Below are 26,110 nucleotides of genomic sequence, written 5' to 3'. Positions count from 1 at the left end.
GACGAAATAATCAGCAAAGCTCGGCGTGGTGAATTTATCTGTCATGAGGATGACTCCTTGGAGTGGGATAATCATCAATATACCATATATATCATATAGTTACAAGCTATTTCAGGGTAAATTACCGTGCAAAGGTCTTAATTTGTAATGCTTGAAAAAAGCTTGACATGTTATTGAAATAGCAGGACAATAGAAATAAAAAAGGGTGGGCATTAGGGGCAGGGGGATCATTAAAAATTTTCTATCATTCTCTTGCAGCTCACCATTAGGATACAAACTACGATATAAGAACCGTCCAGGAACTTTTTGATCATACCAATGTTTCAACAACAATGATTTACACCAACGTATTGAATAAAACGGGGCTTAGCGTAAAAAGGCCCCTGGATGGATAAGAGAGATATTCAAGGCTGCCGTATATCCCGACTATGACGTGGGATATATGGCTCCGGTGGAGGAATATTGGGATATGTTGCAGTAGAGATGTATAGTTAATTGTTAGCCCCGCGCTACGCGCGGCGCTAACACGGAGTAGAGCGGCCCTGTGGGTCCGCTCCATGACTTGTTGAAGACGCGCCGCACGCTGGTCCGCTTCGGCGCTAACAAGTCATTGGAACGGAAATGCCTTACGCAGTCTCAGACCTGTATGGTCTGATGCTTCAGGCATTCCGCTCAACTCCGCGTTCGCCGTAGCTAAAATTGAGCGGCAATTCTATCGCAAGTGGAGGATGACAATGAAAAATTTTCAGTGGCTGGGAATTATCGCGATGTTTTTATCTTTGTCTTTAATATCAAGCAGCAACGCTGCCGAATGGACGCATTATGCCAATAGTTCTGCGGGACAACACTACTTTGATCCAACAAGTATTACCTTTACAGGCAAAAATCAGGCAAAAGTCTGGGTCAAAAGGTTGTGGAGCAAAAGAGATATTGAGGAAGCCAAAGAGCTTTCCGGCCATATAGTTAAAGAAAGCAAAACTCTTTATGGCCTTGACTGCCGAGGAAAGCAAAGAAAGATGTTGCATCTAATAGTGTATGCTTCTGACGGCACTCCTATTTCTGACCATGCTTCAAACAATCCATGGGGACCTATCGTTCCTGACTCAACCGAGGATAAACTGCTTGACCGTGTTTGCAGCAAAAGATAGATTACGATTATTCTTAGAGTGAGCCCAGCATTATAGACTGAAAGGAGGGTGGGAAGCATTTATGAGACGGACAATAATCATCGCACTTCTTCTCCTGGCTATTGTCATAACTGTATTTTTGATTAAGCCTTACTTTCTCTACTATCAGCCGCCAAAAGACTTTCTCGTCGGCTTATTGTCGTCCTCAATTGTTGTTCTTTTTATTGAGGCCATATCTTACTGGAGGGACTTAAGAAGATTCTCATATTTGAGAGGGAAGTTTAAACGAGTCGAAATCTATAACAAAATAAAACCAGACCGAGCGACTAAAGATGGAAAAGACTACGAAGACATGACAACGAGATATGTAGCCGAAAAAGTCTGTCCTTTGATCAAAATTAGACATTTGGGCGAAGGCCGTTTTACCGGATCGGCACATTATGAGGAAGGCAAGGTTAAATTTGATTTGCTTCTCGATGCTTTGAATCCAGCACATGGATTCGGTGCCTACCAATATACGGTCAAGAAGCCCGGCTACCCTCTACCTGATTTTGGAAAGTATGAGCTGTTCAGAGATAAACTAAACGATGACAGAGTCTACGTATACTACGAGAACATCGCCCCAACAAAACGTGCGGAAGGCTACGAGGTTTGGGAAAAAACATAGCGCTATGAACGAGACAAATGAGAAGCAAGGTTTTGTTTTGAGACACTGAATGTGATTGGCGAACAAGGCGGTGCAGCGAATCCGCAAAAAAACGCGGCTCGCTGGCCTTTTCCTTATCCCTGAGGGAATGATATGAGATTTTCTGAACGATATGGTTTCAGGCCCATCAAGGAAATGATCCAAATTGAATCCATAGATGAACCGCTTCGCAACGGCCTTTGGAGTCTTCTAAAAGTTCACAGCTGGGATAATGTCAGCCACTCTTCAGGCATCTATGGTGGATACTACCTCAACGACTATGGCAATGAGCAAATCCAGGCTCTGTGCCAACGCCTTTGGTTTCATTACTTCAAGAAACCTCTTGATCAACTCAGTAACGACTGGACAAAAGTACTTGCCCACCTGCGGCAATACTTCTTTGACTGCAAGTGGTATGAGGTTTACGACTTTATTGAATTTGTGGCCAACAACTACGAGCGATACCACTTCAAGGAGGCGTTCATTCAGAGCTGTAATTCTCTTCTACAGAAAGAAATGTCGGCGTACAGGTTTGTCAATGGTATCATTGCAAGAATGACCGAAGAACATGAGGTCGCAGAAATAGAACAGGCTATCGAGGAAAGCAGGGGGCCAGTGAACAAACACTTACGCCGAGCATTAGAATTGCTGTCCGATAGAACCTCCCCGGATTATAGAAACTCCATAAAAGAAGCAATATCGGCTGTAGAGAGCCTCGTGGCCAATAATGTAAACGTGGATAAGGGGACATTAGGTCAACTCATTAAGAAACTCGAAGATGAAATAGGATTGCACCCCGCTCTGAGCAAGGCCTTCAGTAGCCTCTACGGCTACACGTCCGACCAAGGGGGAATACGACATGCGCTGATGGAGGCAGAAAGAGTCAACTTTGATGATGCGAAATTTATGCTTGTAGTTTGTTCCGCCTTCATCAACTTCGTTAATGGAAAGATACAGAGCAAGGGATAACAAGGCGCTGGAGCCAATCGGCGGAATAGGGTGTTCCGCCTCTGGTTCAGCTTTGTGTTATGCATAAAACAACATGCAAAATAAGAAAGGAGATATTATGGTAGAGTTTATCCTTATCATCGTTTTGGCCACCACAATTTGGTTAACTTATGATGCCAGTACCAACAAGATACCCGCCACAAAGCAGCCATATTCCATAAATAATGGCGCTCTAGCATGGTGTTTGTCGGCACTTCTGCTTTGGATTGTCACGTTTCCATATTACTTGGTACGCCGTTCCCAAGTTCTGCGGGAACGGCGCGGCAATGGCAATTCTGAAACATTTTCGGCGCAAGATATTGAAAGCCAGTTGAGCGCACTTGCGAGATTGAAAGAGCAAAAATTAATTTCTGAGTCTGACTATGAGCAAAAGAAGAAGCAGTTGCTTGGGATATGACAATGCTTAAGGGACTAACTGGTGGGGACAGCATGAAGGCTGGATCGACCGGGTGATTCATCCCAGGGATAGCCTACAAGTTCTTGGAGCGTGATTCCGGTGAAGGCATCCCGAAAAGAATATAAAGGGGTCAGGCACTGACAAAGGACAATAGGAATGAAAAGAATTGCCCAACCCGTGGATACAGCCAATTGCCGTTGGCTCTGGCTGATTCATATGTTGGCCACTGGAAAAACATTAGAAAAAATGCGATACTAAGGCAATGAATCAAACTGAACTTCTTAAGAATTTACACACCCGTACCCAGGAAGCCGTAGCTCACTATTGGCAGACACGAACTGCGCAACGCAGGAAGCAAGAAGAGGCCGGCAAGGCCGATCAAGGTCTTCGGAGCGCTGTGACAGGCGGTGCCCACATGGATGCCTTTATCAACCTTTTTACACAACTCATTACCGAGGCAGGCATCCCACCCGTATATATATTTCGAAAAAAGGCCGTTGAGCTTCCAGGTTTTTTTCGGCCCACAAAAGAATGGGATCTTCTCGTAGTCCGCGATCGGACACTGGTCGTCGCCATCGAAGCTAAATCTCAGGTCGGACCATCGTTCGGCAACAATTTCAACAACCGGACAGAGGAAGCGATGGGCAGTGCCCTTGACCTTTGGACCGCATTCAGAGAACGCGCCTACCTCGACAGCCCGCAGCCGTTTCTTGGATACTTCTTCATGCTGGAGGATTGCGAGGCATCGAACCGTCCTGTGAGCGTCCAGCAACCTCATTTCAAAGTATTCCCTGAGTTCATCGGCGCTTCGTATATGCGTCGGTACGAGTTGTTTTGTCGCAAGCTGGTTCTGGAGCGACACTACACAGCTTCTGCCTTCATCACCTCCTCGCTCCGTGAAGGCATTGACGGCAATTACGACACCCCTTCCAACGATCTTACAGTTGAACGTTTTGCAAAAACTCTTATTGCCCATGTATCGGCCTCCGTCTGAAACTATGCAACCCACAACCCACACGCTGATTAACGGCGACGCTCGTGATTTATCATTCCTAGGGGAGGAGTCGATACACCTGGCAGTTACATCTCCGCCTTATTGGAATCTCAAGCGGTATAACGAGAATCCGGATCAACTTGGCCACATTGAGGAATATGAAGCCTTCCTTTCTGAATTGGAGAAGGTGTGGCGTCATGTATTCCGTGTTCTCGTCCCTGGAGGGCGTTTGGTTTGCGTGGTGGGCGACGTGTGCGTAGCTCGGCGCAACTTCGGACGGCATCTTGTCTTTCCGCTCCACTCTGACATCTCCGTGATCTGTCGGCGCATTGGTTTTGACAATCTGAACCCAATTGTATGGCACAAGATCGCCAATGCCTCGTATGAGGTCTCAAACGGCTCGAAATTTCTCGGCAAACCGTATGAACCGAACGCGATCATTAAGAACGACATAGAGTTTATCCTCATGCAGAGAAAGCCAGGGGGCTATAGAAAACCGACGAACGGACAACGGGATGCTAGCCGACTCAACAAAGATGATTTTGGCCGTTGGTTCCAACAAATATGGAACATCACTGGAGCATCAACCAAACAACACCCAGCGCCGTTCCCTATTGAACTGGCGACGCGCCTCGTGCGGATGTTCTCGTTCACCGAGGATACCGTACTTGATCCCTTCTGTGGAACAGGTACTACTATGGTTGCCTCCCTTCGAACCGGCCGCAACAGCATAGGAGTCGATATTGACCCAGAATACTGTCGCATGGCAGCGCGTTACCTAAAGGCCGAGAACTCCGGTCTATTCTCGGAAGCCAAACTCCTTTTTGAGAGAGTCAATACCCAGCAGACAAGCATGGTTATGGAAGATGAGATTCTGTACAAGGTCAGGCCCTCAAAAAGAAAACTGGTATAGGGACACTTAGGGGACGTCCCATAAAAACTAAATAACTTTGAAATAATGTATCCTTACAATGGAAAAAAGCTATAAAGTGGACGTGGAGACATCCTTCAATATTTCAATTTAAACGGCTAGCGGAAAATAAGATAAACAATCATAAATCTTCAATAATGAAAATTTGCTGACAATGTGTCAGCAACATTGGTAGCAACAGTTGCTACTGAATTTAAAATCGACGTAAAGCCAATACAGGCTGTGGTTTGAACAATTAATTAATTTTTGCTTTCAATGTGAAAGCGAGTGTGATAACTCCTTTATTAATGTTCATTATAAAGTACAGAATGAAAAAATAGAAATTTTTAGAATGCCTGGTCTTTCTCCTAAATGAGAAGTTAAGAGAAAAATAAAGACAAAAAGCAGAATAAGGCCTACAATAGAATAAGAACATTACAAAACCGATAGAGGCAAAAGTTCCAGCAAGCCGCCGGGACACTTAGGGGGCGTTCTATAAAAACAAAATAACTTTTGTAAATTGAGGTTTTATTGACATAAAAAACCCAGCAAAAAAAGAATTTGCCCAACCCCTGGGTGCAGCCAATCGACCTGAAATCAGGCCTATGGCAGCACGCTGGCATTGGAACAAGATGATCGAAAATATAGATTTTATATCATTTAGTGCAATTGCAGACACTGTGTCTGAAACAATTGCTACAACATTTATAGCAAAGAGTAAAATCTCTGCAAAGTCAATACAGGATTTGGTTTGAACAATTAAGTATTATTGGTATTCACTGTGAATACAATCTTGGAAACTGTTTGATAAATGTCTTTTTTGGAGTACAGGATAGCAAAAAAAAGGTTCTTGAAAATGGTGTGTTTTCTTCTTGTTGAAAATTGTTGTTACGCGATTAATATGTCGGTATATATGATTATTGATTCCACAGTAAAAGATCGTGAGAAATATGAACAGTACATTGATCAGGTTTCTCCCATTGTTGCTAAGTATGGTGGTTGCTACCACGTTCGGGGAGGGGAAATCAGATCCTATGGGGTCTGGAAACCGGATTAGAATTTGCCATTCCGCCCAGACAGGCCAGATATGGCTGTACTGCGACGAGTAAGTAAAGATGGGGGGTGACCAGGAAGGGAAAATGCAATCGGAGAAAGGCTATAAAGCCAAACTTTATACAAGATATCCATTGTCCAGCGTACTAATCTATAATGTTAGCACGATATTGCATTTTCTGATGGGTGGAATCGGAATAGCACTCGGCTATAGTTTCTCTTCATGGGCGGGTTACACTTTCGGGATTTTGTATATCGTTTTATCTTGTGTAGAAATGTATGTGATAATGCCGTTGACTGTTTGCCCTAATTGCCTTTACTACCAGGTCAGGGATTCGTTGTGCATATCAGGTTTGAATGTTCTCTCAAAGAGGATTGCGAAAGAAGGAGATCCTAAGTTATTCCATCGACGGGCTGTAGGCCTGTTTTGTCCCAATAATCTTTATATAGCCTCCCTTGTTGTCCTCATCCTGGCAATGATTCCTGCATTGATCGTGAATTTCTCCGTTGTCCTACTGCTCATTTTTATGGTTGTTGTCGGTCTGCTTTTATTCCGATTTTTCATCATCTTTCCCAAAATAGCCTGTCTTCACTGCAGCGCAAAATACAAATGTCCACAGGCTGAAGCGATGGGTGTTCGCAATCTGTAGTTTGAAACTATCCGTGCAAGCGATATCATTTGCCTTCAATCATATTAATTCTACTTATTGCTTTATCCCGTATATGTCACTGGCAACGGTGTCCGGTTGTCTTAAGCAAACCGTCGTGAGGGGCATCTCCCATAGCTCACAAAGTGAGCGAGAGGGGGAGACTCCACGGACTTGGTTCGTGGAGGGGGCGGCGCAAGCCCCAGTAATGGAAGCTTGGTCTTTGTCGCTCATGTACTGCCTTCGCGATGAAACCATAGCGTAAGCAAAAGTTCCGAAGCCGAACGCGAGCGAATGAAGCCGCCGGAGCGTAATGAGCGTGTTTGCGAGGGACAGCCCGACACCGTTGCTTATCTTAATGGAAAATATGGGTTTATCTTAGTTCTGCTTGATGTGCGAAGGTACTTTTTTCCTTTATAGAGATAACGCCATAGCATTAGTCTTTGAGTGGGCGAATTAAAAATTGGGATAACACCTGTCTTTTATGGACAAACGTTATCGAATAGCGCTCCCATCCGTGACCAAACCTGAACCCTGTCTTTAGGTTGTTTTTCTTTATATTCCTGAGCGTTCAGTTCTTTTTCGCCTGTGCCGTCATACTCAATATAAGACAATACCACGTAGGTTTTTACCAGGCAATTTATCTGAAGTTGCATTTTGAAAGTGTCCAGTTCTTCCCCTGCCCTTATTGTTTCGGTAGTTTTTTGCCATACCTTGTAAATATTTTTCTGGGGCGATTCAATACTTCCTTTATCGTAGTAATACCTGTTTCCTGATTCTTCATCAGCATAATACATCTGCCAGCCCCCGCCCTTTGTCTGGGCAAAAACACCTATATCAGACAGCAAGATAAACATTACAGTTATGACGCCAAAAACAAAATATTTCATAAAGCCTCCTTAGCGGATCAGTGCTATTCCATGTTGTTGAACTTAGGTTTCTTGAAACCTTATTTATACAGGGAGTATAGCATAATTAAATTTTCAGTTGTTTGACATTTTATAATATGAGAAGATTTAATGCTATAAAATACGACAAACTTGCAGGGCCAATATAAAATCCGGTCTTGCATGGTTCAAATTTGCCGAATTTCTCAAGGGGAGATAAAGTTTGAATAAAACAATAGGGATAAAGGTTGATGTGGATACATATGCAGGTATGAAAAAGGGCGTGCCTGTTTTACTGGCACTTTTCAAAAAATATAACATTAATGCAAGTTTTTTTGTTCCTATGGGTAAAGACCATACAGGCTGGACAGTAAAAAGGGTGTTTACACGAAAAGGTTTTTTAAAAAAGGCCGGCAGAGTCGGTGTTATAAGCACTTACGGGATAAAAACCCTTCTGTATGGCTTGTTGCTTCCCGGACCTGAGATAGCAAGGAAAAATATATATCTCCTTCATAAAATTATGGAGGAAGGCCATGAATTGGGTATTCATGGCCATGACCATGTTTATTGGCATGATCACATAAAATGTTTCAGCAAGGAAAAGACCTTTGAAGAATTACAAAAAGCATTTAATACATACCGGGATATAGTAAAAAAAGATCCGCAGTCTTTTGCCGCACCGGGATGGATGATAAATCCCTATGTTTTAAAGTTCTTTGAGGAAAATAATTTTGTCTATACAAGCAATGCCCGGGGGACATCGCCATTTTTTCCGGAAATGGATAAAAAAACATTTCGGATTCTCGAAATACCTACTACGCTGCCGACCCTCGATGAGGTTGTAGGTATTGCAGGCACCGAAATTAACACCCTTGCCAAATTTTATTTAAATGCCCTTACAGATGGCCTGAACATTCTTACTGTTCATACTGAACTGGAAGGAAAAAAGTGGTCTCACCTTCTTGAAATGTTTATCAAAAAAACGCTTGAACTTGGCTTTACATATAAAAGAATCATAGATATTGCAAATGAGCTGAAAAATAATAAAAACATCCCTGCATGTGAAACCGTTTATGGGTACATTGAAGGCAGGGCAGGGGAGGTATGCTTACAGCAAGCTTTGCCGATAGCTGAAAAAATATCTTAAGTTTCAAAGTGTAAAGTTTAAAAGGATTGGAAATAGCATTATTTTACTGTGTTCCGCGCCTTATGAACCTAACGTTTGGATATTTTATAGAAATTCCTGCTTGACATATCACATTGCCATGCTATTACTTCTATAATGTTGTTAAAATAAATCAAGGAGGTTGATATGGCAGGAAGCGTGTATAAAATCATTGAGATAGTAGGGGTAAGCCCAAAATCGTGGGAAGATGCTGCAAAGATCGCCGTTGAAACTACCGCGAAAACACTTGAAGATTTACGTATTGCAGAGGTAACCAAGCAGGATGTGACAGTAGAAAACGGTAAAGTAACAAATTACCGTGTAAGGCTCAGTGTCTCATTCAAGTATCACGGAGAAAAATAATCCGGTTTTTAAAGAAAAATGAACTACACTGCCGCATACGGATGTTTTATCAAAGACAAAAACCGGAAAAAGCTTTTGCAGTAAGCTGTGTGAGCAAGCCCTGCAGAGAATAAAAAAAGAGGGGACTTTTGCAAGTCCCCTCGTATTTTTTAATACATATCGCCCATACCGCCCATACCGCCCATACCGCCTGGAGGCATCATAGGCATTGAACCTTTATCTTTGGGTTTATCAGCAATCATTGCATCAGTTGTGAGCATCAAGGATGCTACAGACGCAGCGTTCTGCAAAGCTGACCGTGTTACTTTTGTCGGGTCTATAATGCCTACTGCCATCATATCATCAACAAAGATCTCTTTGGCTGCATCAAAGCCGAAGCTGCCTTTACCGTTCTTTACTTTCTCGATTATGATCGAACCATCATGGCCTGCGTTGTTTGCAATCCATCTTAATGGTTCTTCAAGAGCCTTCTTTACGATTTTTATGCCAAATTCCTGTGCCCCTTCTTCGACTTTAAGTTTATCAAGTTTCGGGAGGCATCTCAGATATGCAACGCCGCCGCCCGGCACAATGCCTTCTTCTACTGCTGCTTTTGTTGCATGAAGGGCATCTTCTACGCGGGCTTTCTTTTCTTTCATCTCTGTTTCTGTTGCAGCGCCTACGTTGATAACAGCTACTCCGCCGACAAGCTTTGCCAGTCTTTCCTGGAGTTTTTCCCTGTCATAGTCGGAGGTTGTCTCTTCTATCTGTGCTCTTATCTGTTTTACCCTTCCCTCAATCTCTTTTCGGTCGCCAGCGCCGTCGACTATTGTCGTGTTGTCTTTGTCGATAACTATGCGTTTTGCAGAGCCGAGGTCTTTCATAGAAATGGTTTCAAGCTTGATACCAAGTTCTTCGGATATCATCTGACCACCGGTAAGGATTGCGATGTCTTCAAGCATTGCCTTTCTTCTGTCGCCAAAACCCGGGGCCTTTACAGCAACAACCTTCAATGAACCCCTCAGTTTGTTTACAACCAGTGTTGCCAGGGCTTCACCTTCAATATCTTCAGAGATAATCACAAGGGGTTTTCCCATCTTTGCAACTTGTTCAAGGATAGGAAGAAGGTCCTTCATAGCGCTTATCTTCTTCTCATTAATAAGGATCGCCGGATCATCCATAACAACTTCCATCTTTTCAGGATTTGTTACAAAATACGGAGATATATAGCCCTTATCAAACTGCATACCTTCAACGATTTCGAGAGTAGTCTCCATTCCCTTTGCTTCTTCTACTGTTATTACTCCTTCTTTTCCAACCTTTTCCATGGCTTCAGCAATAATTCTGCCAATCTCTTCGTCATTATTCGCTGAGATAGTTCCTACCTGAGCAATTTCTTTCTGATCCTGGGTTGGTTTGGATATCTTCTTCAGTTCTTCAATAATTACTACAACTGCTTTTTCAATACCTCTTTTAAGCTCCATAGGATTGTGGCCTGCTGCGACAAGTTTTGCTCCTTCCCGGTATATTGCCTGGGCAAGGACCGTTGCAGTAGTTGTACCATCGCCTGCTATATCGCTTGTTTTGCTTGCAACTTCTTTTACCATTTGGGCGCCCATATTCTCGAACTTGTCTTCAAGCTCGATCTCTTTTGCAACGGTAACGCCGTCTTTTGTAACTGTGGGGGACCCAAACGACCTATCCAGTATTACATTTCTGCCCTTAGGTCCAAGAGTTACCCTCACTGCATCTGCAAGGGCATTAACACCCCTTAGAAGCGCCTCCCTTACAGCCTGATCATATCTAATCTCTTTTGCCATCTGTGTTTTCTCCTTTCTTAATCTTTTACAATAGCAAGGATATCATCTTCTCTTAAGATCAGATGTTCTTCACCATCGACTTTAATTTCTGTACCTGAGTATTTGCCGAAAAGTATCTTGTCGCCAACTTTTACTGTCAGAGGCGCCTTTGTACCGCTCTCTAATGTTTTGCCGTCGCCTACAGCTATAACCTTACCTTCCTGAGGCTTCTCTTTTGCTGCATCCGGGATGATAATACCCCCTTTTGTTTTTTCCTCTTCCTCGATCCTCTTAATAAGGACCCTGTCCTGCAATGGTTTAATCTTCATTGTACCACACTCCCTTCATGAAATTTGATTTTTGGCAATTGCCACGAATGATTGCTAAAGATAATATAAGGATATAAAGGCCTTTTTGTCAATACCACTTGCTAAATTTTTAACAATAAATTTATACCTTGCTTGTATAACATTGAAAAGTGCTCGTTTTCTTTTCTATTTTCATTTTTATCGAGGCTTATTGATGAGAAGATGCTCTCTTTATCAATAGCAACGCCATATTCTGCTTCCGCCTGTACATACAGCCTGTCTATCATGCCTGATAGTATACGGTCCTTCTCTTCATTGCAGAGCCATACAGACCACCATTTCTCATATGCGCCTTTAATTGTTTTACCACGTTTATCATAGTATTTTGATAAGGATGGAAGCCACTCTAACATATATTCCTTTGATTTATAAAAAATATCTTCTACAGAAGGATATCGTTCAATAATATCCATCTCAACCCTTATTTTTTTTACAAAACCGTCTATTATACTCACTGCCCCGTGTTTTTTTGAATAAACCTTATCTTTCATGGCATCCCATACTTCTATAATAGGGTAGGGCTCCATATTTTTTTCCGAGTAGTTGATTGATTCTAAGGTTTCAAGAGCCTTCTTGCTTTTTTTCGGAACTCCGTAAAGAAGGAGACCAAGCAAATCCGATACGATATGAAATAATAATGATCTGTTTTGCGGCCTTTTGAGAGGAAACATAAAACAGATAAATTCATTTAGCTCCAGCGCTTCAACAAGGTGATCTCTCCTGGATTCGGGTTCCAGATATTTTATCGCATCGATAGCAAGGGTAATTGTAGACATAGCGATAATATCCTTCTCATCTTTTACAAACTCCATTACATCAAGGATATGCCTCCTTGGCAGCATTAAATTCCTTCCTTCCTTAGTTCTTCAAAAAGAGCCTTTTGTTTGTCAGTTAATTTTTTTGGTATATCAACGATTATTTCCACATATTGATCTCCTGCACTATCTTTGTTTAAATCCGGTACACCGAGACCTCTAAGTCTAACCTTGGAATGACTTTTAATGCCCGGCGGTATTGTTACCCGTTTGGGACCATTGATAGAAGGGACCTCAACATTTGTTCCTAACAGCGCATCAGTAAGTTTTATTTCTTTGGTTACGTAGAGATCATTATTCAATCTTTTAAATACAGGGTGTTCCCCGACCTTTATTGTGACATAAAGGTCTCCAGTTTTTCCTGTATAGGGGTCTTTTCCGCCCTTACCCTGAAGCCTCAGTTTCTTGCCTGTAGAGATACCTTTCGGTATTTTAACATTCACATCTTCTGAACCCTGCTGGGTTGTAAAGGAAATTCTCTTTTCACCTCCATGTATTGAATCCATAAAAGGAATTTCCAGTTCATAGTGGAGGTCCAGATTCCTTGAAGGTTCTTGTTCTCTGGTGATGTAGTCACCGAAGTCCTGGGTCTGGTGCCTCGGTCTTCCACCCCTTCTTCCCTGCTTGCCAAAGATAGTACTGAAAATGTCTCCACCACCGAAGCCGAGGTCCTTAAAGAGGTCACCCATATTGAATTCTCTGAAGATGTCTTCTTCTGAATGACTCTGCTGAAAACCACCCATTCCAAGGGTATCATATTGGCTCCTCTTCTTTGGATCGCTCAATACTGCATAGGCCTCACTGATCTCCTTGAATTTTTCTTCAGCGCTTTTATCCCCCGGATTCCTGTCCGGATGGTATTTCATGGCGAGCTTCCTGTATGCTTTCTTCATTACCTCTTCCGATGCGGTTTTTGCAACTCCAAGGGTTTCATAATAATCTTTTTTTGTTGCCATATGCGTCACCACCTAATCTGTTTTGTTTTGAAAATCAATTTCAGAATGTTATTTATAAATCGTAAATACATCTTTAAAATATAATTTTAAAATTAGTATAATTTTGCTACATATGTTCCCTTTTTATAACCCACTGCCTGAGAAACGGCAGGACATTTTACTTTCATAATATGAATAACAGACCTTTCACCCTGATATTCAGAGATTGTTTCGTAGTTGCCCATGCCTTTGGCAATTACCACTGAGTTTGTATCCCACAGATTTTTAACCTTTCCCTTCATCTTTTCGAGCTTGATGCCAACTTCATCGGTGCAAGTAGATATAATATTATCAAACAATTTTACAAATTCAAACTTTAACGTATCCGGCATAGATAGATCATTCTGCACAGGATGTTCTTTTACGGCATAATGTACGTTTTTCCCCATGTTTTCCAGGAAGTCAACAAGGGGTATGTCAAAAATAAAATCACCAACGTTGTCGCCGAGTATTAAAACATCTTTTCCTTTAGTATAAATCTCATTTTCAATTTTATCTATATCCCCGGAAAAATTAAACCCCTCTATGTTAAAATCACATGCATCATCTGTAAAAAAATCCAGAGAATTTCCCAGAGCTGACAATTTAATTACGCCTTCCAGTGAATCGGAAAACATGTCTGCCAACTGCACAAATGCCTTTTTTGCTAATCTTAATTCCTTCTCTTTTAAAAAAACATAGGGATCATAAACACCTGTTGTATTTTTAATGTATTTAAGTATTTTGTTCGCAATTCCGGGTGGAGATTTTCCCTCTTTCAACAGCTTATCAATTATGATGCAGCAATGTGAGAAGACGTCTCTATTGTAATTGCATGAAAGTTGTAGGGTTTTTTCTGCAAGCCCTGTGAGGCAGCCGACGCAGTATTCAATCGCCTTCATAATATTTGTAAGATACACTCAAACTGCGGGGAATGCAAATTGATCTCACAGAACGAATAAATAAGGAATAAAAAAAGGGAGCATACCAGCTCCCTTTTTTTACTTAATTCATAAAGTTGTTTACTTATTCAACTTAATTTTAAACTTTTCCACTAACTTTGGTACGACTTGTTTGTAATCCCCTACGATGCCGTAAGTTGCATTCTTGAAAATGGGTGCCTCAGGGTCTTTATTAATTGCCACGATACAGTCGGCCGTTCTCATACCAGCAAGGTGCTGAATAGCGCCTGAGATACCACAAGCGATATAAATTTTTGGTTTTACTGTCTTGCCTGTCTGTCCAACCTGCTGTTCCTGAGATATCCAGCCAGAGTCAACGGCTGCACGGGATGCGCCTACTGCCGCACCAAGCATATCTGCAAGTTCTTTTATTATTTTAAATCCATCTTCGCTCCCAAGGCCTCTGCCTCCGGATACTATAATATCTGCTTCGACAAGGTTTATCGCGACTGCGGATTTGATAAACTCAAGCACTTTTGTATTTAAATCGCCTTCTGCAACAGAAAAGGATTCTTTAACTACTTCGCCTGATTTCGAGGTATCTTTCTCCGGCATTGCAAATGCCTTTGGTCTTACTGTAACGATCTGTGGTTTTGCTTTCTCATTTACAACTGTAACTGAATAGTTGCCGCCAAAAGCTGCCCTGGTCATTTTTATCTGACCGCCGTCTACCTTAAGATCAATACTATCCGTGCACAGTCCGAATCCAAGCTGCGCTGCACTTGCTGCTGCAACGTCTGTACCCTGGGTTGTTGCCCTGAAAAGAGCAACTTCCGGTTTATATTTATCAAGCAAAAATGTTGTTGCTTTTGCATAAGCTTCTGACCTAAAACCCTTGAAAACCTCGCCTTCAACAACAAACACCTTTGAGGCACCATAAAAGAACGCTTCCTTGGCAATATCGCCAACATTTTCGCCAATTACGAAGGCGCACACGTTTGAGCCCAGATCGTTGGCCATTGTCTTTCCAATACCCAGTAATTCAAATGACAACGGTGCTATGCCACCGTCTTTATGTTCTATATATACCCATACATCGTTAGCCATTGTCTTTCCTCCTCCCGGTTATTTTATGACTTTCATGTCAATCAGTTTGTCGGTCACGATGTTAGCCACGTCTTCGATCTCACCCTTCAGGATTTCTCCTGCTCCCCTTGGAGGCGGTACGGCGATTTCCACAACCTTTGTAGAGGAACCTGCTGTTCCAACTTTTCCTTTATCAACACCCAGGTCACCAGCGTTCCACTCAGGTATAGCAACCTTTGCAGCCTTTCTGATGCCCATAAGATTCGGGAGCCGAGGCTCGTTAATACCCTTGATAACAGAGACGATGGCCGGCAATTTTGCCTCTACGACTTCAGTGCCGCCTTCTATAACCCTTTCAACTATTATCTTTTTATTTGCAGCATCAATCTGCCGTATCTTTGAAACATATGTCAGCGGGCTGTATCCGAGAATAGAAGCTATCTCTGCGCCGACAACTCCGGTACTCCCATCAGTCGACTGTTTTCCGCAGAATATAATATCGGCGTCACCGATCTTTTTGATTCCGGCAGCAAGCACCGAGGCAGTTCCAAATGTGTCCGAGCCTGCAAATGCATCATCAGTCAGTCGATATACTTCATTTACTGTTAACGCAAGAGCATTCCTCAGTACATCATTTGCCTTTTCCGGACCCATACTGATGGCTACAATGTCTCCATCGTGATTCTCCCTTGTAAGTAATGCTTCTTCAAGGGCAAATTCATCAAAGGGATTTGTTATTGTATCAATGCTGTCTCTCTTTAGTACACCCTTTGGTATATCCCACTTGATTTCAGCTTCTGTATCAGGAACCTGTTTTATACATACAACTATCTTCACAGTATCCTCCTTTTATATTATTATGTTGTGTTACTCACCTGTAAAGGTGGCTTTTCTCTTTTCAACGAATGCTGTCATGCCTTCTTTCTGGTCTTTTGTGCTGAAACACAGGCCGAAGTCCTTTGCCTCCAGCAGCAATGCCGAATCCATATCGACGAATAAACTCTTATTTATGCATTCCTTTGCAAGACCGATAGAAATAGGACCGTTTGCTTTGATTTTTTCTGCAAGAGCCATTACTTCCTTCATTAATTCCTCATGAGGAATGACTTTATTTACAAGGCCCAATTCATTGGCTTCCTGTGCTGAGATTGTTTTACCGGTGAATATCAGTTCCTTTGCCTTTGCTAATCCGATAAGCTTTGCCGTTCTCTGTGTTCCTCCAAAACCGGGGAATATTCCCAGTGTTGTTTCAGGAAAACCAACTTTGGCTTTATCAGAAGCATAAATAAAATCGCAGGCAAGCGCTACTTCAAATCCTCCACCGAGGGCATATCCGTTTACTGCGGCAATAACAGGTTTGCTCATATTTTCCAGTTTGGAAAAAGCCTCATGGCCCTTATTGGAAAAAGCCATGCCTTCCAATGCGTTCATAGGTTTCATCTCAAGGATGTCAGCGCCCGCAATAAAAGCTTTGTCTCCTTCGCCGGTAAGAATAACAACTTTTACATCTTTGTTTTCATTTAATGATTCTGCTGCCAGTTTTATTTCGTCTACCGTTTCAGAGTTCAGAGCATTTAGCGCCTTTGGCCTGTTTATCTTAACAATTGCAATACCATCTTTTATATCAATTATTAAGTTTTTATATTCCATGGCCATTACCCCTCGCACTCGAAGATTGCAGCTAATCCCATACCACCGCCGATGCACATAGAAACAAGTCCGTACCGTAGCCCGAGCCTTCTCATCTGGTAGAGGGCTGTTGTAACGAGTCTCGCGCCGGTGCATCCGATTGGGTGACCGAGTGAAATGCCGCCGCCGAACATGTTGCATTTATCCGGGTTGACTTTAAGTTCCCTCATACACGCAAGTGCCTGAGATGAAAAAGCTTCATTCAATTCGATAAGGTCGATCTGGTCAAGCGTCAGATTTGCCATTTTTAAGGCTTTACGGACTGCCGGGATAGGTCCCAGTCCCATGAACTGAGGATCCACACCGCCGTTTGCCCATGACAGCATTTTGCCCATCGGTTTAATGCCCAGTGCGTTTGCCTTGTCACGGGACATGATTACTACTGCCGAGGCTGCATCATTGAGGCCCGATGCGTTTCCTGCTGTAACTGTTCCGCCTTTCTTGAATGCAGTACCGAGTTTTCCCATCTTTTCCAGGGTTGTGTCCATTGGCCGTTCATCTGTATCAAAGATAATCGGGTCGCCTTTTTTCTGAGGGATGACAACAGGAATGATTTCGCTTTTAAACAAACCTTCCTTAATTGCCTTCATTGCCCTCTGATGGCTTATGAGACCGAATGTATCCTGCTCTACCCTTGAGATGCCGTATTTTTCTGCTATATTTTCTGCTGTTACACCCATGTGGTAACCGTAGAAAATTTCCCAGACACCGTCGAGGACCATGAGGTCAACAGCCTTTGCGTCAAACATTCTTGCGCCAGTACGCAAAGAAGGAAGTGCATATGGTGCAAGGCTCATATTTTCCATTCCGCCGGCCACAACAACTTCATTGTCGCCACATTCTATGGATCGTACACCATTAATTATGGATCTTAATCCTGAGGAACATACCTTATTGATTGTGTAAGCCGCTGTTTCTTTCGGTATTCCACCACGAATGCTTGCCTGTCTTCCGGCATTCTGTCCTAATCCTGCCTGCAGGACGTTGCCCATGATGACTTCATCAATCTGAACCTCTTTCAGATTGCTGTCAAAATCATAGTATTTAGCTTCAAGCTCTGTGTCTGTTTTGCCGCCAAACGTATCCGGCGCAAATTCCTTATCCTTGTTCTTTGACGGCCTGATTCCCGCTCTCTTTACTGCTTCCTTAATTGCAATACCACCAAGCTCCACAACGGGCACATCTTTTAAGGTCTGACCAAACTGACCTATTGCCGTTCTTGCACATGAAACTATTACTGCATCTTTCATAATTCGCTCCTTTCCTGAGTCATTTGATAATTATTTCACAAACATTTAATATGAAATAGATAAATTTGTCAATCATTTTTAGACAATTTGTGTTTATAATAACATCATTTATTTAGATGATAGGATACTTTTAACAAAATTTGCCGATAAGCCATAATTATACCAAAGGCAGAACCGGATAGTATAGCCCGGTATGCCTCAGGCGAAGTAGTGCCTGGAGTCAAGCTAGCACAGTTTTTGCCTGGTTCAAGCTTTTAATGTTATCCCGGTATCGTGTATTGCCACAAGTGCTTAAAAATGTTGCTTCAGTTTAACTATAAGAATTGACAAGGAAAAGACAAAATGTTAATAATATCTCTCGATTTGATTAATGTTTTCATGGTGCCGATATGAAAGGAATTTTAACAGAAAAAGAAAAGGAAAAAACAGAAGCGCTTGATGTATTGAGGCATAGCACTTCCCATCTGATGGCTCATGCGGTAAAGCAGCTTTTCCCTGAAGCTAAGGTAGCCATTGGCCCCTCAATAGATACTGGATTTTATTATGATTTTGATTATGGACCTGGTTTCACCGATGAAGATCTTATAAAGATCGAAGAACGTATGAAGGAAATTGCGAAAAAAGATATCCCTATTGAGAGAAAGATAATAAAGAAAGAAGATGCCCTGGACATGTTCAGGAAACAAGGCGAAATATATAAAGTGGAGCTTATTGAAGGTATTGATGACCAAGAAATGAGCATATATACTCAGGATGATTTTACTGACCTGTGCAGAGGACCTCATCTACCTGCAACAGGGAAAATAAAGGCTTTTAAGCTTCTTAGCCTTGCCGGTGCATACTGGAGAGGCGATGAAAAAAACAAGATGCTTACAAGGATTTACGGGACAGCTTTTCAGGACGAGAAGTCTTTGACTGATTACCTCCAATTTCTTGAAGAAATAAAAAAAAGAGATCACAGGAGGCTTGGAAAAGAGCTTGACCTTTACAGCATATCCGATGAGGTCGGAGCCGGTTTTGTCATATATCATCCCAATGGTGCATTGCTGCGGTATCTCCTTGAGGATTTTGAAAGAAAAGAACATTTGAAGAGAGGTTATCAATTTGTTTACGGACCCCATATACTGAAGATGGATATGTGGAAAAAGTCGGGACATTATGAAAACTATAGAGAAAATATGTATTTTACAAAGGTAGATGATGTCGATTACGGGATTAAGCCCATGAATTGTCTATCACATATCATGGTATATAAATCTGACATACGGAGTTATAGGGACCTTCCGATTCGATATTTTGAGCTTGGTACGGTATCCAGACATGAGAAATCAGGTGTACTGCATGGATTGATGAGAGTAAGGGAATTTACACAGGATGATGCCCATATATTTTCACGGCAGGACCAATTACATAACGAAATACTCAATATTATCAATTTTATACGCGATACAATGAAAATCTTCAATTTTGAATATGAGATGGAAATCAGTACAAGGCCCGACAAATTCATAGGCACTTTAGAGGATTGGGATAAAGCTGAAACGATTCTGAAAGAAGTTCTGGAAGGGCAGGGGATTCCCTTTGATATCAATGAGGGTGACGGGGCTTTTTATGGGCCTAAAATTGATGTTAAACTTAAGGATGCTATAGGGAGAAAATGGCAGTGTGCTACGATTCAATGCGATTTTGCCTTGCCTGAGAGGTTTGACCTTCATTATGTTGATAGCGACGGCATGCGAAAAAGACCTGTTATGCTGCACAGGGTTATTCTTGGTGCTATTGAAAGGTTTATCGGTGTACTCATCGAACATTATGGTGGCAAATTCCCTGTGTGGCTTTCCCCGGTACAGGTAATAATAATGAACATTACCGATGAACAGTCTGAGTATGTTAAAATGATTTACGAATCATTAATGAACCACGATATTCGGGCAGTGCTCGATATAAGAAATGAGAAACTTGGATTGAAGATACGGGAAGCGATAGTAAAGAAAGTTCCCTATATGGTAATATCAGGCAAGAAAGAAATGGAATCAAACACGATTACTGTAAGGGTGAGAGATGGTGGTGAATTAAAAGATATAAAGTTAGAGGATTTTATTAAGAGGATAAGAGAAGACAATATTTCCAGGAGGTGAGTTTTTATAGGAAAAGATAGTATAAAAGACATAAATATTAATGAGCGCATAAAGGCAAGAGAAGTAAGACTGATTGATGAAGCAGGTGCGCAGCTTGGCATTGTCCTGACGTCTGAAGCGCTTAAGATGGCAAGAGAACAAGGGTTCGATTTAGTTGAAGTCTCGCCGAAGACAGCTCCCCCTGTTTGCAAGATTATGGATTATGGGAAATATAAATACCAGATTGCAAAAAAATTGCAGGAAGCAAAGAAAAAACAGACTGTCATTCAGCTTAAAGAGATGAAATTGGGACTGAAGATTGATGAACATGACCTTATGTTTAAGATTAAGCATATTAGAGATTTTCTGGCTGAAGAATGCAAAGTGAAAATTATAATCATGTTTAAAGGGAGAGAAGTCTTTCGTACAGAAATGGGAGAAAAGCTTGCCCAGAAAATAATAGAAGAAATAAAGGATGTAGGTGAAATTGAACAAAAACCAAAATTTGATGGTAGGAATATCGTTATGGTATTTGCTCCACTCTAAGGAGGCTGATCATGCCAAAGCTTAAGTCCCACAGGGGATTGGCAAAAAGGGTAAAGGTAACTGCAAAGGGAAAGATAAAAAGGGCCAAGGCATACCACAGTCATCTCCTTTCTTCCAAATCACCAAAGGAGAAAAGAAGACTGTCACAGTCGGATACTGTCCATCCCGCAGATTTAAAGAGAATAAAATCGTTAGTACCTTATTTATAATAATGAAAGAGGTGTAGAGAAATGCCCAGGGCGAAAAGAGGAGTAAAAGCGAGGAGAAGAAGAAAAAAGATTTTAAAGCTTGCAAGAGGCATGAATGCGAGCAGGCGCACAACATACAGCGTGGCAAAACGTGCAGTTTTTAAAGCATTGAGCTATGCTTACCGGGACAGGAGACAGAGAAAGAGAGATTTCAGGTCATTATGGATAACGAGGATAAATGCTGCATGTAGATCCTATGGTATACCGTATAGCAGGTTTATTAATGGGCTGAAGGCAGCTAATATTTCTTTAAACAGGAAATCTCTTGCAGAGATGGCAGTCAATGACCCTGTAGGGTTTGAGAATGTTGTGTCTAAAGTAAGACAAATTATGGTTCAATAAACTACTATTTATATATGCAAAAATAAATTCGGGTTTTGAACTTCTGATTTCAATCTGTAGCCCGTAAAACATAATCAGGATCTGGTTTAAGATGGACATACAGGAATTTAAAAGTAAGATTGAGAGCGAAATCTCTTCCATAAAAACTGTTGATGAGTTAAATAATGCAAGGATTTCCCTTGTCGGCAGAAAGGGTCTTTTTTCTGAATTGATTGATAAGATAAAGACACTGAATAATGACGAGAGAAAGACTTTTGGCAGAGAGATAAATGATCTAAAGGGATGGGCAGAAAGCAGGTTAAAAGATTTAAAAGAACATTTTGAAACTGAAGAAAAACGTAAAAGAGATTTTGCATCCCGGATTGATGTTACAATGCCGGGTAAGAGTCCTGTCATAGGCAAGAGACACCCGGTTGCACAGATAATGGATGAAATTATAAAAATATTTTCTTCATTGGGATTTTCTGTTGCTGAAGGCCCGGATATTGAGATCGATTACTACAATTTTGAAGCGCTGAACATTCCGAAAGACCATCCGGCCAGGGATATGCAGGACACTTTTTATATTAAACAGGGTGTTGTTTTGAGGACACATACATCACCTGTTCAGATAAGGACAATGGAAGCTCAGCTGCCCCCTGTCAAGATCATTGCACCCGGGGCTGCGTACAGATGTGATAGTGATGTATCGCACACGCCTATGTTCCATCAGGTTGAAGGGCTTATGGTAGATAAACGCATAAGATTTTCCGATTTAAAAGGTATATTGAGTATTTTTATACAAGAAATGTTTGGCAGCAAAACGCCTTTACGGTTCAGACCGAGCTATTTTCCTTTTACGGAGCCTTCCGCTGAAGTAGATATTGGATGTTTGATTTGCGGGGGTACAGGCTGCAGGGTTTGTAAGGATACCGGTTGGCTTGAGATACTTGGTTCAGGTATGGTGCACCCGCAGGTGTTCAGGATTGTCGGTTATGATCCCGAAGAGGTCTCCGGTTTTGCTTTTGGTATGGGTGTAGAAAGGATTGCAATGCTGAAGTTCGGCATAGATGATATAAGGCAATTTTATTATAATGATATACGATTTCTTTCACAATTCTGAGGTAATGTATTGAGAGTCCCCTATGAATGGTTAAAAGAGTTTGTTGTTATGGATATGGATCCTCATGAGCTTGCTAAAAGACTTACCATGCGTGGTCTCGAGGTCGAGTCGGTTGAGGAGTATGCCCCTTCCTTCGATAATGTAATTGTTGGAAAAGTTTTGGCCGTAGAAAAACACCCGCTTGCAGACAAATTATCCTTATGTAAAGTTGATACAGGTAAAGAAATCATGTCGATTGTATGCGGCGCAAAGAATGTTAATACAGGTGACAATGTACCTGTGGCAATGGTTGGCGCGCGTCTGGCTGATGGAACTGTTTTAGAGAAAAAAGAGATAAAGGGGATAACTTCTTTAGGCATGCTCTGCTCAGAAAAAGAGCTTGGTCTTTCTGATGACCACAGTGGCATATTCATTTTAGAAAATAATCTTCAAGCAGGTAAACAGCTTAAAGATATTGAAAGTTTCAGAGACTTTATTCTTGATATAAATGTAGCTCCAAACAGAGGAGATTGCTCATCAGTTTACGGAATTGCAAGGGAAGTAGGAAGCATCCTGGACCAGAAGGCAAGAATGCTGCCCTTTGAATACATTGCTGACGAAAAGAGGGATATAAACGATCAAATTTCGCTTGAAGTTCTAAGCCTTGAAGGTTGCCCCAGATACGTATTGTTAATGCTGAAGGAGATAACTATCAACAAGTCTCCTTACTGGATGAGAAGCAGGATAATAAAATGCGGCATGAGACCGATAAACTCAATTGTTGATGTTACTAACTATGTGATGCTGGAACTTGGACAACCGCTCCATGCATTTGATTATCGGAAGCTTAGGGGCAATAAAATAAGAGTAAAATTAATTGATTCAGAAACTATTTTTCGAACGCTTGATGGAGAAGACAGAAAACTTGAAAATGGAGATATACTCATATGTGACGGGGATGGCCCTGTTGCAATTGCTGGTATAATGGGTGGCGAGAATTCCGAGATTGCCCCTGACACAAAAGAAGTTGCTCTTGAAAGTGCTTTTTTTAATCCTCTGTTTATAAGGAAAACAGCAAGAAGATTAGGCCTGAAATCAGAGGCTTCATCGAGGTTTGAAAAAGGTATCGATATTGATAATGTTGATTTTGCCGCAAAGAGAGCGGCTTTTCTAATGAATAAGCTCTCCGGTGGCGTGGTCTTAGGTGGAAAATGTGAAATATATGAAAGGAAGGAAGTTAAGCAGATTTTTGTAAGTTTTGGAAAGGTAAATGATATCCTCGGGTTAACAATAGAACATAATGATATTGTTAATTCTTTGAAATCGATAGACTTATATGTTACGAAAGAAGAAGAAAGCGGTTTTATGGTTTCAATACCTCATTACAGACATGACATAAATGAATATATGGACGTAATCGAAGAAGTCGCGCGCATATATGGTTATGATTCCATTCCTGCAACGCTGCCTGTTTCAGTCTCCAAGATCCTGAAAAGGGATAAAAAAGATAAATATTTTGCCATTATGAAGGATTATCTAAAATCAGCCGGTTTTTATGAAGTAGTAAATTTTGCTTTTTTTTGTAAAAAGGATATAGATAGTTTTTTTATTTCATCCGATGACGAAAGATCTTCCTGTGTTAAAATTTTGAATCCTATATCAAAAGAATATGAAGTAATGAGAACGTTTATAACAGCGGGGTTGTTAAAAAATATTGCATATAATTTAAATAGAGGCTCAAAAAATTTAAAATTTTATGAAATGGGAAAAGTTTTTTTTCAACATGAAGACAGGCTGCCGATTGAATATCCTGCTGTCTGTTTTGCCTTAACAGGAAAGGAAAGGGAGTATTTCTGGAGGGATATATATAACGAATATGATTTTTTTGACATAAAAGGTGTTTTGGAAGGTTCGGCTAATTGTTTTGGACTGGAATTTGATTTTGGAAAAACCCAGGAACCTTTTTTGAACCCGGCAAACGCTGCTGATGTATCAATAAATGGTATAAAAATCGGCTGGGTAGGGGAAATAAGAGAAGAAGTTTTAAAGTCATACGAAATTGAACAAAAAGTTTATGGAGCTGAATTAAGATTTGACATAATTTTAAAAACTGGTAAAATTGAACCAAAGTACAAACCTATGCCAAAATATCCGCATGTTATAAGAGATTTTTCATTTTACATAGATGATGGCATACAAGTCTACATGTTGATTGATAAGATTAAGAAGGCTTCACCTTTAATACAATCGGTAGGTGTCTTTGATATGTTCAAAAAAGAAATGAAGAGTATATCATTCCGTGTAGTGTTTCAGTCTTATAAAGATACTTTAAAGGACGAAGAGGTTAACGACCTACAGGGAATTATTATACAAGAGCTTACATCTATAAATGGTATTACATTGAGGACCTAAGAATTAAGGAGGGTATATGACAAAGTCAGAAATAGTTACAAACGTATATGAAAGGCTTGGTCTTTCAAAACGTGAATGTGCAGATCTGGTTGATTTGTTTTTTGAGATTATAAAGGAAACATTGGCAAAAGGAGAGAATGTAAAAGTGTCAGGATTTGGTAATTTCATCATAAAACAGAAAAGGTCACGAAGAGGGAGAAACCCACAGACTGGAGATGAAATTGAAATAAGCAAAAGAAAGGTCTTAAATTACAGACTGAGCCAAGTTTTAAAAGATGAGATAAACAGTAAATAAACTCATTATGACGTCAAATATCCCTGACAGGATGTTTTACAGAATAAAAGAAGTGTGCAAAATTACAGGCCTCAAACCGCATGTGCTGAGATACTGGGAGCAAGAATTCAAGGATATAAAACCTTCAAAGAGCGCTACTGGTCAAAGGCTGTATAAGAAGAAAGATCTGAATACAATATTTACCATAAAAAAACTTCTCTATGAAAAAAAATTTACCATAGATGGAGCAAAGAAATATATGTCTGTCAATAAAAATGTTTTAAATGAGATAAGGGAAGAACTGACGGAAATAGTTGAAATATTGCAGGAAAGGAGCTGATATGAAGAAAATAATCTTTATTTGTTTATTGGTTTTTCTTTGTTCCTGTGCTGCAGGCCCGATTTACGTGGCTAAAAACCAGGCAGAGAGCATGAAAACTTCATATGATGATATAAGGATGAAAAAAATTTATGCGGACAACGAGAGTCTTCTAAAAGGGATTTACCACAGGCTTAATAATTCCAATGTGGGTATTTACAAAGAGGGTATAGGTCTGACAATACTGAATGATGGCAAAAATGAAAAACTTCATTACATAATGATGAATATCAGGCCGTCCGAAATTGTTTTCGACGAAAGAGCTACAGAACCCGAGAAAAGGTTTTCCAATGTGCTTCAGACTTACTTTCCGAAATATTTGAACTATATAAAGAAGGAAGACCTTAACAGGGATGATATTGAAGGATTAGCTCTTGGTATATACTGGCCTGTCAGGGATTACTCACAATGCAATCAGTACGGAGGGTTTGTTGAGTATATCCATATCTATTTTACTCGAGAAGATGTGTTTGATTTTCTAGATAGAAGAAAAACCTTCGCGGAAGTTGTTAATGATTCAGAAGTTATCACAAGTCTTAATCTACAGCCGGCAAAGAGCGTAAGGCCCATATTTTAGTTTTTTTCTAATATGATTAAGCTCCGCAATTTCCAG

General features: G+C 41.0%; 28 protein-coding genes and 1 pseudogene. 19 read left to right on the top strand and 10 right to left on the bottom strand.

Going from position 1 to position 26,110, the window contains the following annotated elements; genetic code table 11:
- Positions 1 to 272: 272 nt before the first annotated feature.
- From NT010_12970 to NT010_12935, 8 genes and pseudogenes are all read left to right on the top strand, one after another.
- A pseudogene (locus NT010_12970) lies at positions 273 to 395 on the top strand (tyrosine-type recombinase/integrase).
- A 339-nt stretch (positions 396 to 734) separates the two neighbouring features.
- On the top strand, positions 735 to 1,148 hold the full coding sequence (locus NT010_12965) for a hypothetical protein (GenBank protein ID MCX5806950.1): 414 nt from the start codon (positions 735 to 737) through the stop codon (positions 1,146 to 1,148).
- Positions 1,149 to 1,209: 61 nt separating this feature from the next.
- Positions 1,210 to 1,794, top strand: a complete 585-nt coding sequence (locus tag NT010_12960; GenBank protein MCX5806949.1) for a hypothetical protein — start codon at positions 1,210 to 1,212, stop codon at positions 1,792 to 1,794.
- A gap of 132 nt (positions 1,795 to 1,926) precedes the next feature.
- Positions 1,927 to 2,781 (top strand): hypothetical protein, encoded by an 855-nt coding sequence (locus NT010_12955; protein ID MCX5806948.1) that lies wholly within the window; start codon positions 1,927 to 1,929, stop codon positions 2,779 to 2,781.
- 97 nt (positions 2,782 to 2,878) lie between these two features.
- Positions 2,879 to 3,217, top strand: coding sequence for an SHOCT domain-containing protein (locus NT010_12950; protein MCX5806947.1), 339 nt, complete (start codon positions 2,879 to 2,881; stop codon positions 3,215 to 3,217).
- Between the two features lie 262 nt (positions 3,218 to 3,479).
- Positions 3,480 to 4,211: a PaeR7I family type II restriction endonuclease gene (locus NT010_12945; GenBank protein MCX5806946.1), complete on the top strand. Its 732-nt coding sequence runs from the start codon at positions 3,480 to 3,482 to the stop codon at positions 4,209 to 4,211.
- A gap of 4 nt (positions 4,212 to 4,215) precedes the next feature.
- Positions 4,216 to 5,124 (top strand): site-specific DNA-methyltransferase, encoded by a 909-nt coding sequence (locus NT010_12940; GenBank protein ID MCX5806945.1) that lies wholly within the window; start codon positions 4,216 to 4,218, stop codon positions 5,122 to 5,124.
- 1,136 nt (positions 5,125 to 6,260) lie between these two features.
- Positions 6,261 to 6,824, top strand: coding sequence for a hypothetical protein (locus tag NT010_12935; GenBank protein ID MCX5806944.1), 564 nt, complete (start codon positions 6,261 to 6,263; stop codon positions 6,822 to 6,824).
- A 479-nt stretch (positions 6,825 to 7,303) separates the two neighbouring features.
- Here the strand turns inward: NT010_12935 and NT010_12930 are convergent, their stop codons facing one another.
- Positions 7,304 to 7,711, bottom strand: a complete 408-nt coding sequence (locus NT010_12930; GenBank protein MCX5806943.1) for a hypothetical protein — start codon at positions 7,709 to 7,711, stop codon at positions 7,304 to 7,306.
- 220 nt (positions 7,712 to 7,931) lie between these two features.
- On the opposite strand from NT010_12930, the gene NT010_12925 reads away from it, so the two are divergent.
- Positions 7,932 to 8,855, top strand: coding sequence for a polysaccharide deacetylase family protein (locus NT010_12925; protein ID MCX5806942.1), 924 nt, complete (start codon positions 7,932 to 7,934; stop codon positions 8,853 to 8,855).
- A gap of 165 nt (positions 8,856 to 9,020) precedes the next feature.
- Positions 9,021 to 9,236 (top strand): dodecin family protein, encoded by a 216-nt coding sequence (locus NT010_12920; GenBank protein MCX5806941.1) that lies wholly within the window; start codon positions 9,021 to 9,023, stop codon positions 9,234 to 9,236.
- Positions 9,237 to 9,385: 149 nt separating this feature from the next.
- Here NT010_12920 and groL read toward each other — a convergent pair whose 3' ends face one another.
- The 9 genes from groL to NT010_12875 all read right to left on the bottom strand — a co-directional run bounded on the left by groL (position 9,386) and on the right by NT010_12875 (position 18,098).
- Positions 9,386 to 11,035, bottom strand: a complete 1,650-nt coding sequence (gene groL / locus NT010_12915; protein ID MCX5806940.1) for a chaperonin GroEL — start codon at positions 11,033 to 11,035, stop codon at positions 9,386 to 9,388.
- 17 nt (positions 11,036 to 11,052) lie between these two features.
- Entirely contained in the window at positions 11,053 to 11,343 is a 291-nt protein-coding gene (gene groES, locus NT010_12910) for a co-chaperone GroES (GenBank protein ID MCX5806939.1), read from the bottom strand.
- Between the two features lie 101 nt (positions 11,344 to 11,444).
- Positions 11,445 to 12,224: a hypothetical protein gene (locus NT010_12905; GenBank protein MCX5806938.1), complete on the bottom strand. Its 780-nt coding sequence runs from the start codon at positions 12,222 to 12,224 to the stop codon at positions 11,445 to 11,447.
- Positions 12,224 to 13,153, bottom strand: coding sequence for a DnaJ domain-containing protein (locus NT010_12900; GenBank protein ID MCX5806937.1), 930 nt, complete (start codon positions 13,151 to 13,153; stop codon positions 12,224 to 12,226). Before NT010_12900 ends, NT010_12905 begins: the two co-directional genes overlap by 1 nt.
- 92 nt (positions 13,154 to 13,245) lie before the next feature.
- Positions 13,246 to 14,091 (bottom strand): ARMT1-like domain-containing protein, encoded by an 846-nt coding sequence (locus NT010_12895; protein MCX5806936.1) that lies wholly within the window; start codon positions 14,089 to 14,091, stop codon positions 13,246 to 13,248.
- A 102-nt stretch (positions 14,092 to 14,193) separates the two neighbouring features.
- Positions 14,194 to 15,180 (bottom strand): electron transfer flavoprotein subunit alpha/FixB family protein, encoded by a 987-nt coding sequence (locus tag NT010_12890; GenBank protein MCX5806935.1) that lies wholly within the window; start codon positions 15,178 to 15,180, stop codon positions 14,194 to 14,196.
- Between the two features lie 18 nt (positions 15,181 to 15,198).
- On the bottom strand, positions 15,199 to 15,996 hold the full coding sequence (locus NT010_12885; GenBank protein ID MCX5806934.1) for an electron transfer flavoprotein subunit beta/FixA family protein: 798 nt from the start codon (positions 15,994 to 15,996) through the stop codon (positions 15,199 to 15,201).
- Positions 15,997 to 16,026: 30 nt separating this feature from the next.
- The gene (locus NT010_12880) at positions 16,027 to 16,809 is read right to left on the bottom strand and encodes an enoyl-CoA hydratase-related protein (GenBank protein MCX5806933.1); all 783 of its coding nucleotides are present in this window, start codon (positions 16,807 to 16,809) and stop codon (positions 16,027 to 16,029) included.
- A gap of 5 nt (positions 16,810 to 16,814) precedes the next feature.
- Positions 16,815 to 18,098: an acetyl-CoA C-acetyltransferase gene (locus NT010_12875; GenBank protein MCX5806932.1), complete on the bottom strand. Its 1,284-nt coding sequence runs from the start codon at positions 18,096 to 18,098 to the stop codon at positions 16,815 to 16,817.
- Between the two features lie 389 nt (positions 18,099 to 18,487).
- Here NT010_12875 and thrS point away from each other — a divergent pair, with 389 nt between their 5' ends.
- The 9 genes from thrS to NT010_12830 all read left to right on the top strand — a co-directional run bounded on the left by thrS (position 18,488) and on the right by NT010_12830 (position 26,074).
- A complete protein-coding gene (thrS, locus tag NT010_12870; protein ID MCX5806931.1) occupies positions 18,488 to 20,236 on the top strand; it encodes a threonine--tRNA ligase in 1,749 nt (582 codons plus the stop codon).
- 21 nt (positions 20,237 to 20,257) lie between these two features.
- The gene (infC, locus tag NT010_12865) at positions 20,258 to 20,761 is read left to right on the top strand and encodes a translation initiation factor IF-3 (GenBank protein ID MCX5806930.1); all 504 of its coding nucleotides are present in this window, start codon (positions 20,258 to 20,260) and stop codon (positions 20,759 to 20,761) included.
- A gap of 11 nt (positions 20,762 to 20,772) precedes the next feature.
- Positions 20,773 to 20,970, top strand: coding sequence for a 50S ribosomal protein L35 (rpmI, locus tag NT010_12860; GenBank protein ID MCX5806929.1), 198 nt, complete (start codon positions 20,773 to 20,775; stop codon positions 20,968 to 20,970).
- A gap of 21 nt (positions 20,971 to 20,991) precedes the next feature.
- Complete coding sequence (rplT, locus tag NT010_12855; protein ID MCX5806928.1) at positions 20,992 to 21,351, top strand: 50S ribosomal protein L20; 360 nt, start codon at positions 20,992 to 20,994, stop codon at positions 21,349 to 21,351.
- A gap of 91 nt (positions 21,352 to 21,442) precedes the next feature.
- Positions 21,443 to 22,453 (top strand): phenylalanine--tRNA ligase subunit alpha, encoded by a 1,011-nt coding sequence (gene pheS, locus NT010_12850; protein MCX5806927.1) that lies wholly within the window; start codon positions 21,443 to 21,445, stop codon positions 22,451 to 22,453.
- A gap of 9 nt (positions 22,454 to 22,462) precedes the next feature.
- Positions 22,463 to 24,844, top strand: coding sequence for a phenylalanine--tRNA ligase subunit beta (gene pheT / locus NT010_12845; GenBank protein MCX5806926.1), 2,382 nt, complete (start codon positions 22,463 to 22,465; stop codon positions 24,842 to 24,844).
- A 16-nt stretch (positions 24,845 to 24,860) separates the two neighbouring features.
- Positions 24,861 to 25,139, top strand: a complete 279-nt coding sequence (locus NT010_12840) for an integration host factor subunit alpha (protein MCX5806925.1) — start codon at positions 24,861 to 24,863, stop codon at positions 25,137 to 25,139.
- Between the two features lie 7 nt (positions 25,140 to 25,146).
- Complete coding sequence (locus tag NT010_12835; protein MCX5806924.1) at positions 25,147 to 25,458, top strand: MerR family transcriptional regulator; 312 nt, start codon at positions 25,147 to 25,149, stop codon at positions 25,456 to 25,458.
- 1 nt (position 25,459) lies between these two features.
- A complete protein-coding gene (locus tag NT010_12830; protein MCX5806923.1) occupies positions 25,460 to 26,074 on the top strand; it encodes a hypothetical protein in 615 nt (204 codons plus the stop codon).
- Positions 26,075 to 26,110 lie beyond the last annotated feature (36 nt).

This window comes from Pseudomonadota bacterium, from assembly GCA_026388275.1.
Classification (GTDB): domain Bacteria; phylum Desulfobacterota; class Syntrophorhabdia; order Syntrophorhabdales; family Syntrophorhabdaceae; genus JAPLKB01.
Note: the sequence above shows the minus strand (reverse complement) of the source record. Positions and strands in the feature narration are given on the sequence as shown.

Coding starts and splice junctions, on each gene's coding strand:
- NT010_12960 (MCX5806949.1), top strand. CDS start 1,210: ATGAGACGGACAATAATCATCGCACTTCTTCTCCTGGCTATTGTCATA.
- NT010_12955 (MCX5806948.1), top strand. CDS start 1,927: ATGAGATTTTCTGAACGATATGGTTTCAGGCCCATCAAGGAAATGATC.
- NT010_12945 (MCX5806946.1), top strand. CDS start 3,480: ATGAATCAAACTGAACTTCTTAAGAATTTACACACCCGTACCCAGGAA.
- NT010_12900 (MCX5806937.1), bottom strand. CDS start 13,153: ATGGCAACAAAAAAAGATTATTATGAAACCCTTGGAGTTGCAAAAACC.
- NT010_12935 (MCX5806944.1), top strand. CDS start 6,261: ATGCAATCGGAGAAAGGCTATAAAGCCAAACTTTATACAAGATATCCA.
- NT010_12840 (MCX5806925.1), top strand. CDS start 24,861: ATGACAAAGTCAGAAATAGTTACAAACGTATATGAAAGGCTTGGTCTT.
- NT010_12830 (MCX5806923.1), top strand. CDS start 25,460: ATGAAGAAAATAATCTTTATTTGTTTATTGGTTTTTCTTTGTTCCTGT.
- NT010_12875 (MCX5806932.1), bottom strand. CDS start 18,098: ATGAAAGATGCAGTAATAGTTTCATGTGCAAGAACGGCAATAGGTCAG.
- NT010_12940 (MCX5806945.1), top strand. CDS start 4,216: ATGCAACCCACAACCCACACGCTGATTAACGGCGACGCTCGTGATTTA.
- thrS (MCX5806931.1), top strand. CDS start 18,488: ATGAAAGGAATTTTAACAGAAAAAGAAAAGGAAAAAACAGAAGCGCTT.
- NT010_12905 (MCX5806938.1), bottom strand. CDS start 12,224: ATGCTGCCAAGGAGGCATATCCTTGATGTAATGGAGTTTGTAAAAGAT.
- pheS (MCX5806927.1), top strand. CDS start 21,443: ATGGACATACAGGAATTTAAAAGTAAGATTGAGAGCGAAATCTCTTCC.
- groL (MCX5806940.1), bottom strand. CDS start 11,035: ATGGCAAAAGAGATTAGATATGATCAGGCTGTAAGGGAGGCGCTTCTA.
- NT010_12880 (MCX5806933.1), bottom strand. CDS start 16,809: ATGGAATATAAAAACTTAATAATTGATATAAAAGATGGTATTGCAATT.
- NT010_12950 (MCX5806947.1), top strand. CDS start 2,879: ATGGTAGAGTTTATCCTTATCATCGTTTTGGCCACCACAATTTGGTTA.
- NT010_12930 (MCX5806943.1), bottom strand. CDS start 7,711: ATGAAATATTTTGTTTTTGGCGTCATAACTGTAATGTTTATCTTGCTG.
- NT010_12920 (MCX5806941.1), top strand. CDS start 9,021: ATGGCAGGAAGCGTGTATAAAATCATTGAGATAGTAGGGGTAAGCCCA.
- groES (MCX5806939.1), bottom strand. CDS start 11,343: ATGAAGATTAAACCATTGCAGGACAGGGTCCTTATTAAGAGGATCGAG.
- NT010_12965 (MCX5806950.1), top strand. CDS start 735: ATGAAAAATTTTCAGTGGCTGGGAATTATCGCGATGTTTTTATCTTTG.
- rplT (MCX5806928.1), top strand. CDS start 20,992: ATGCCCAGGGCGAAAAGAGGAGTAAAAGCGAGGAGAAGAAGAAAAAAG.
- NT010_12835 (MCX5806924.1), top strand. CDS start 25,147: ATGACGTCAAATATCCCTGACAGGATGTTTTACAGAATAAAAGAAGTG.
- NT010_12890 (MCX5806935.1), bottom strand. CDS start 15,180: ATGGCTAACGATGTATGGGTATATATAGAACATAAAGACGGTGGCATA.
- rpmI (MCX5806929.1), top strand. CDS start 20,773: ATGCCAAAGCTTAAGTCCCACAGGGGATTGGCAAAAAGGGTAAAGGTA.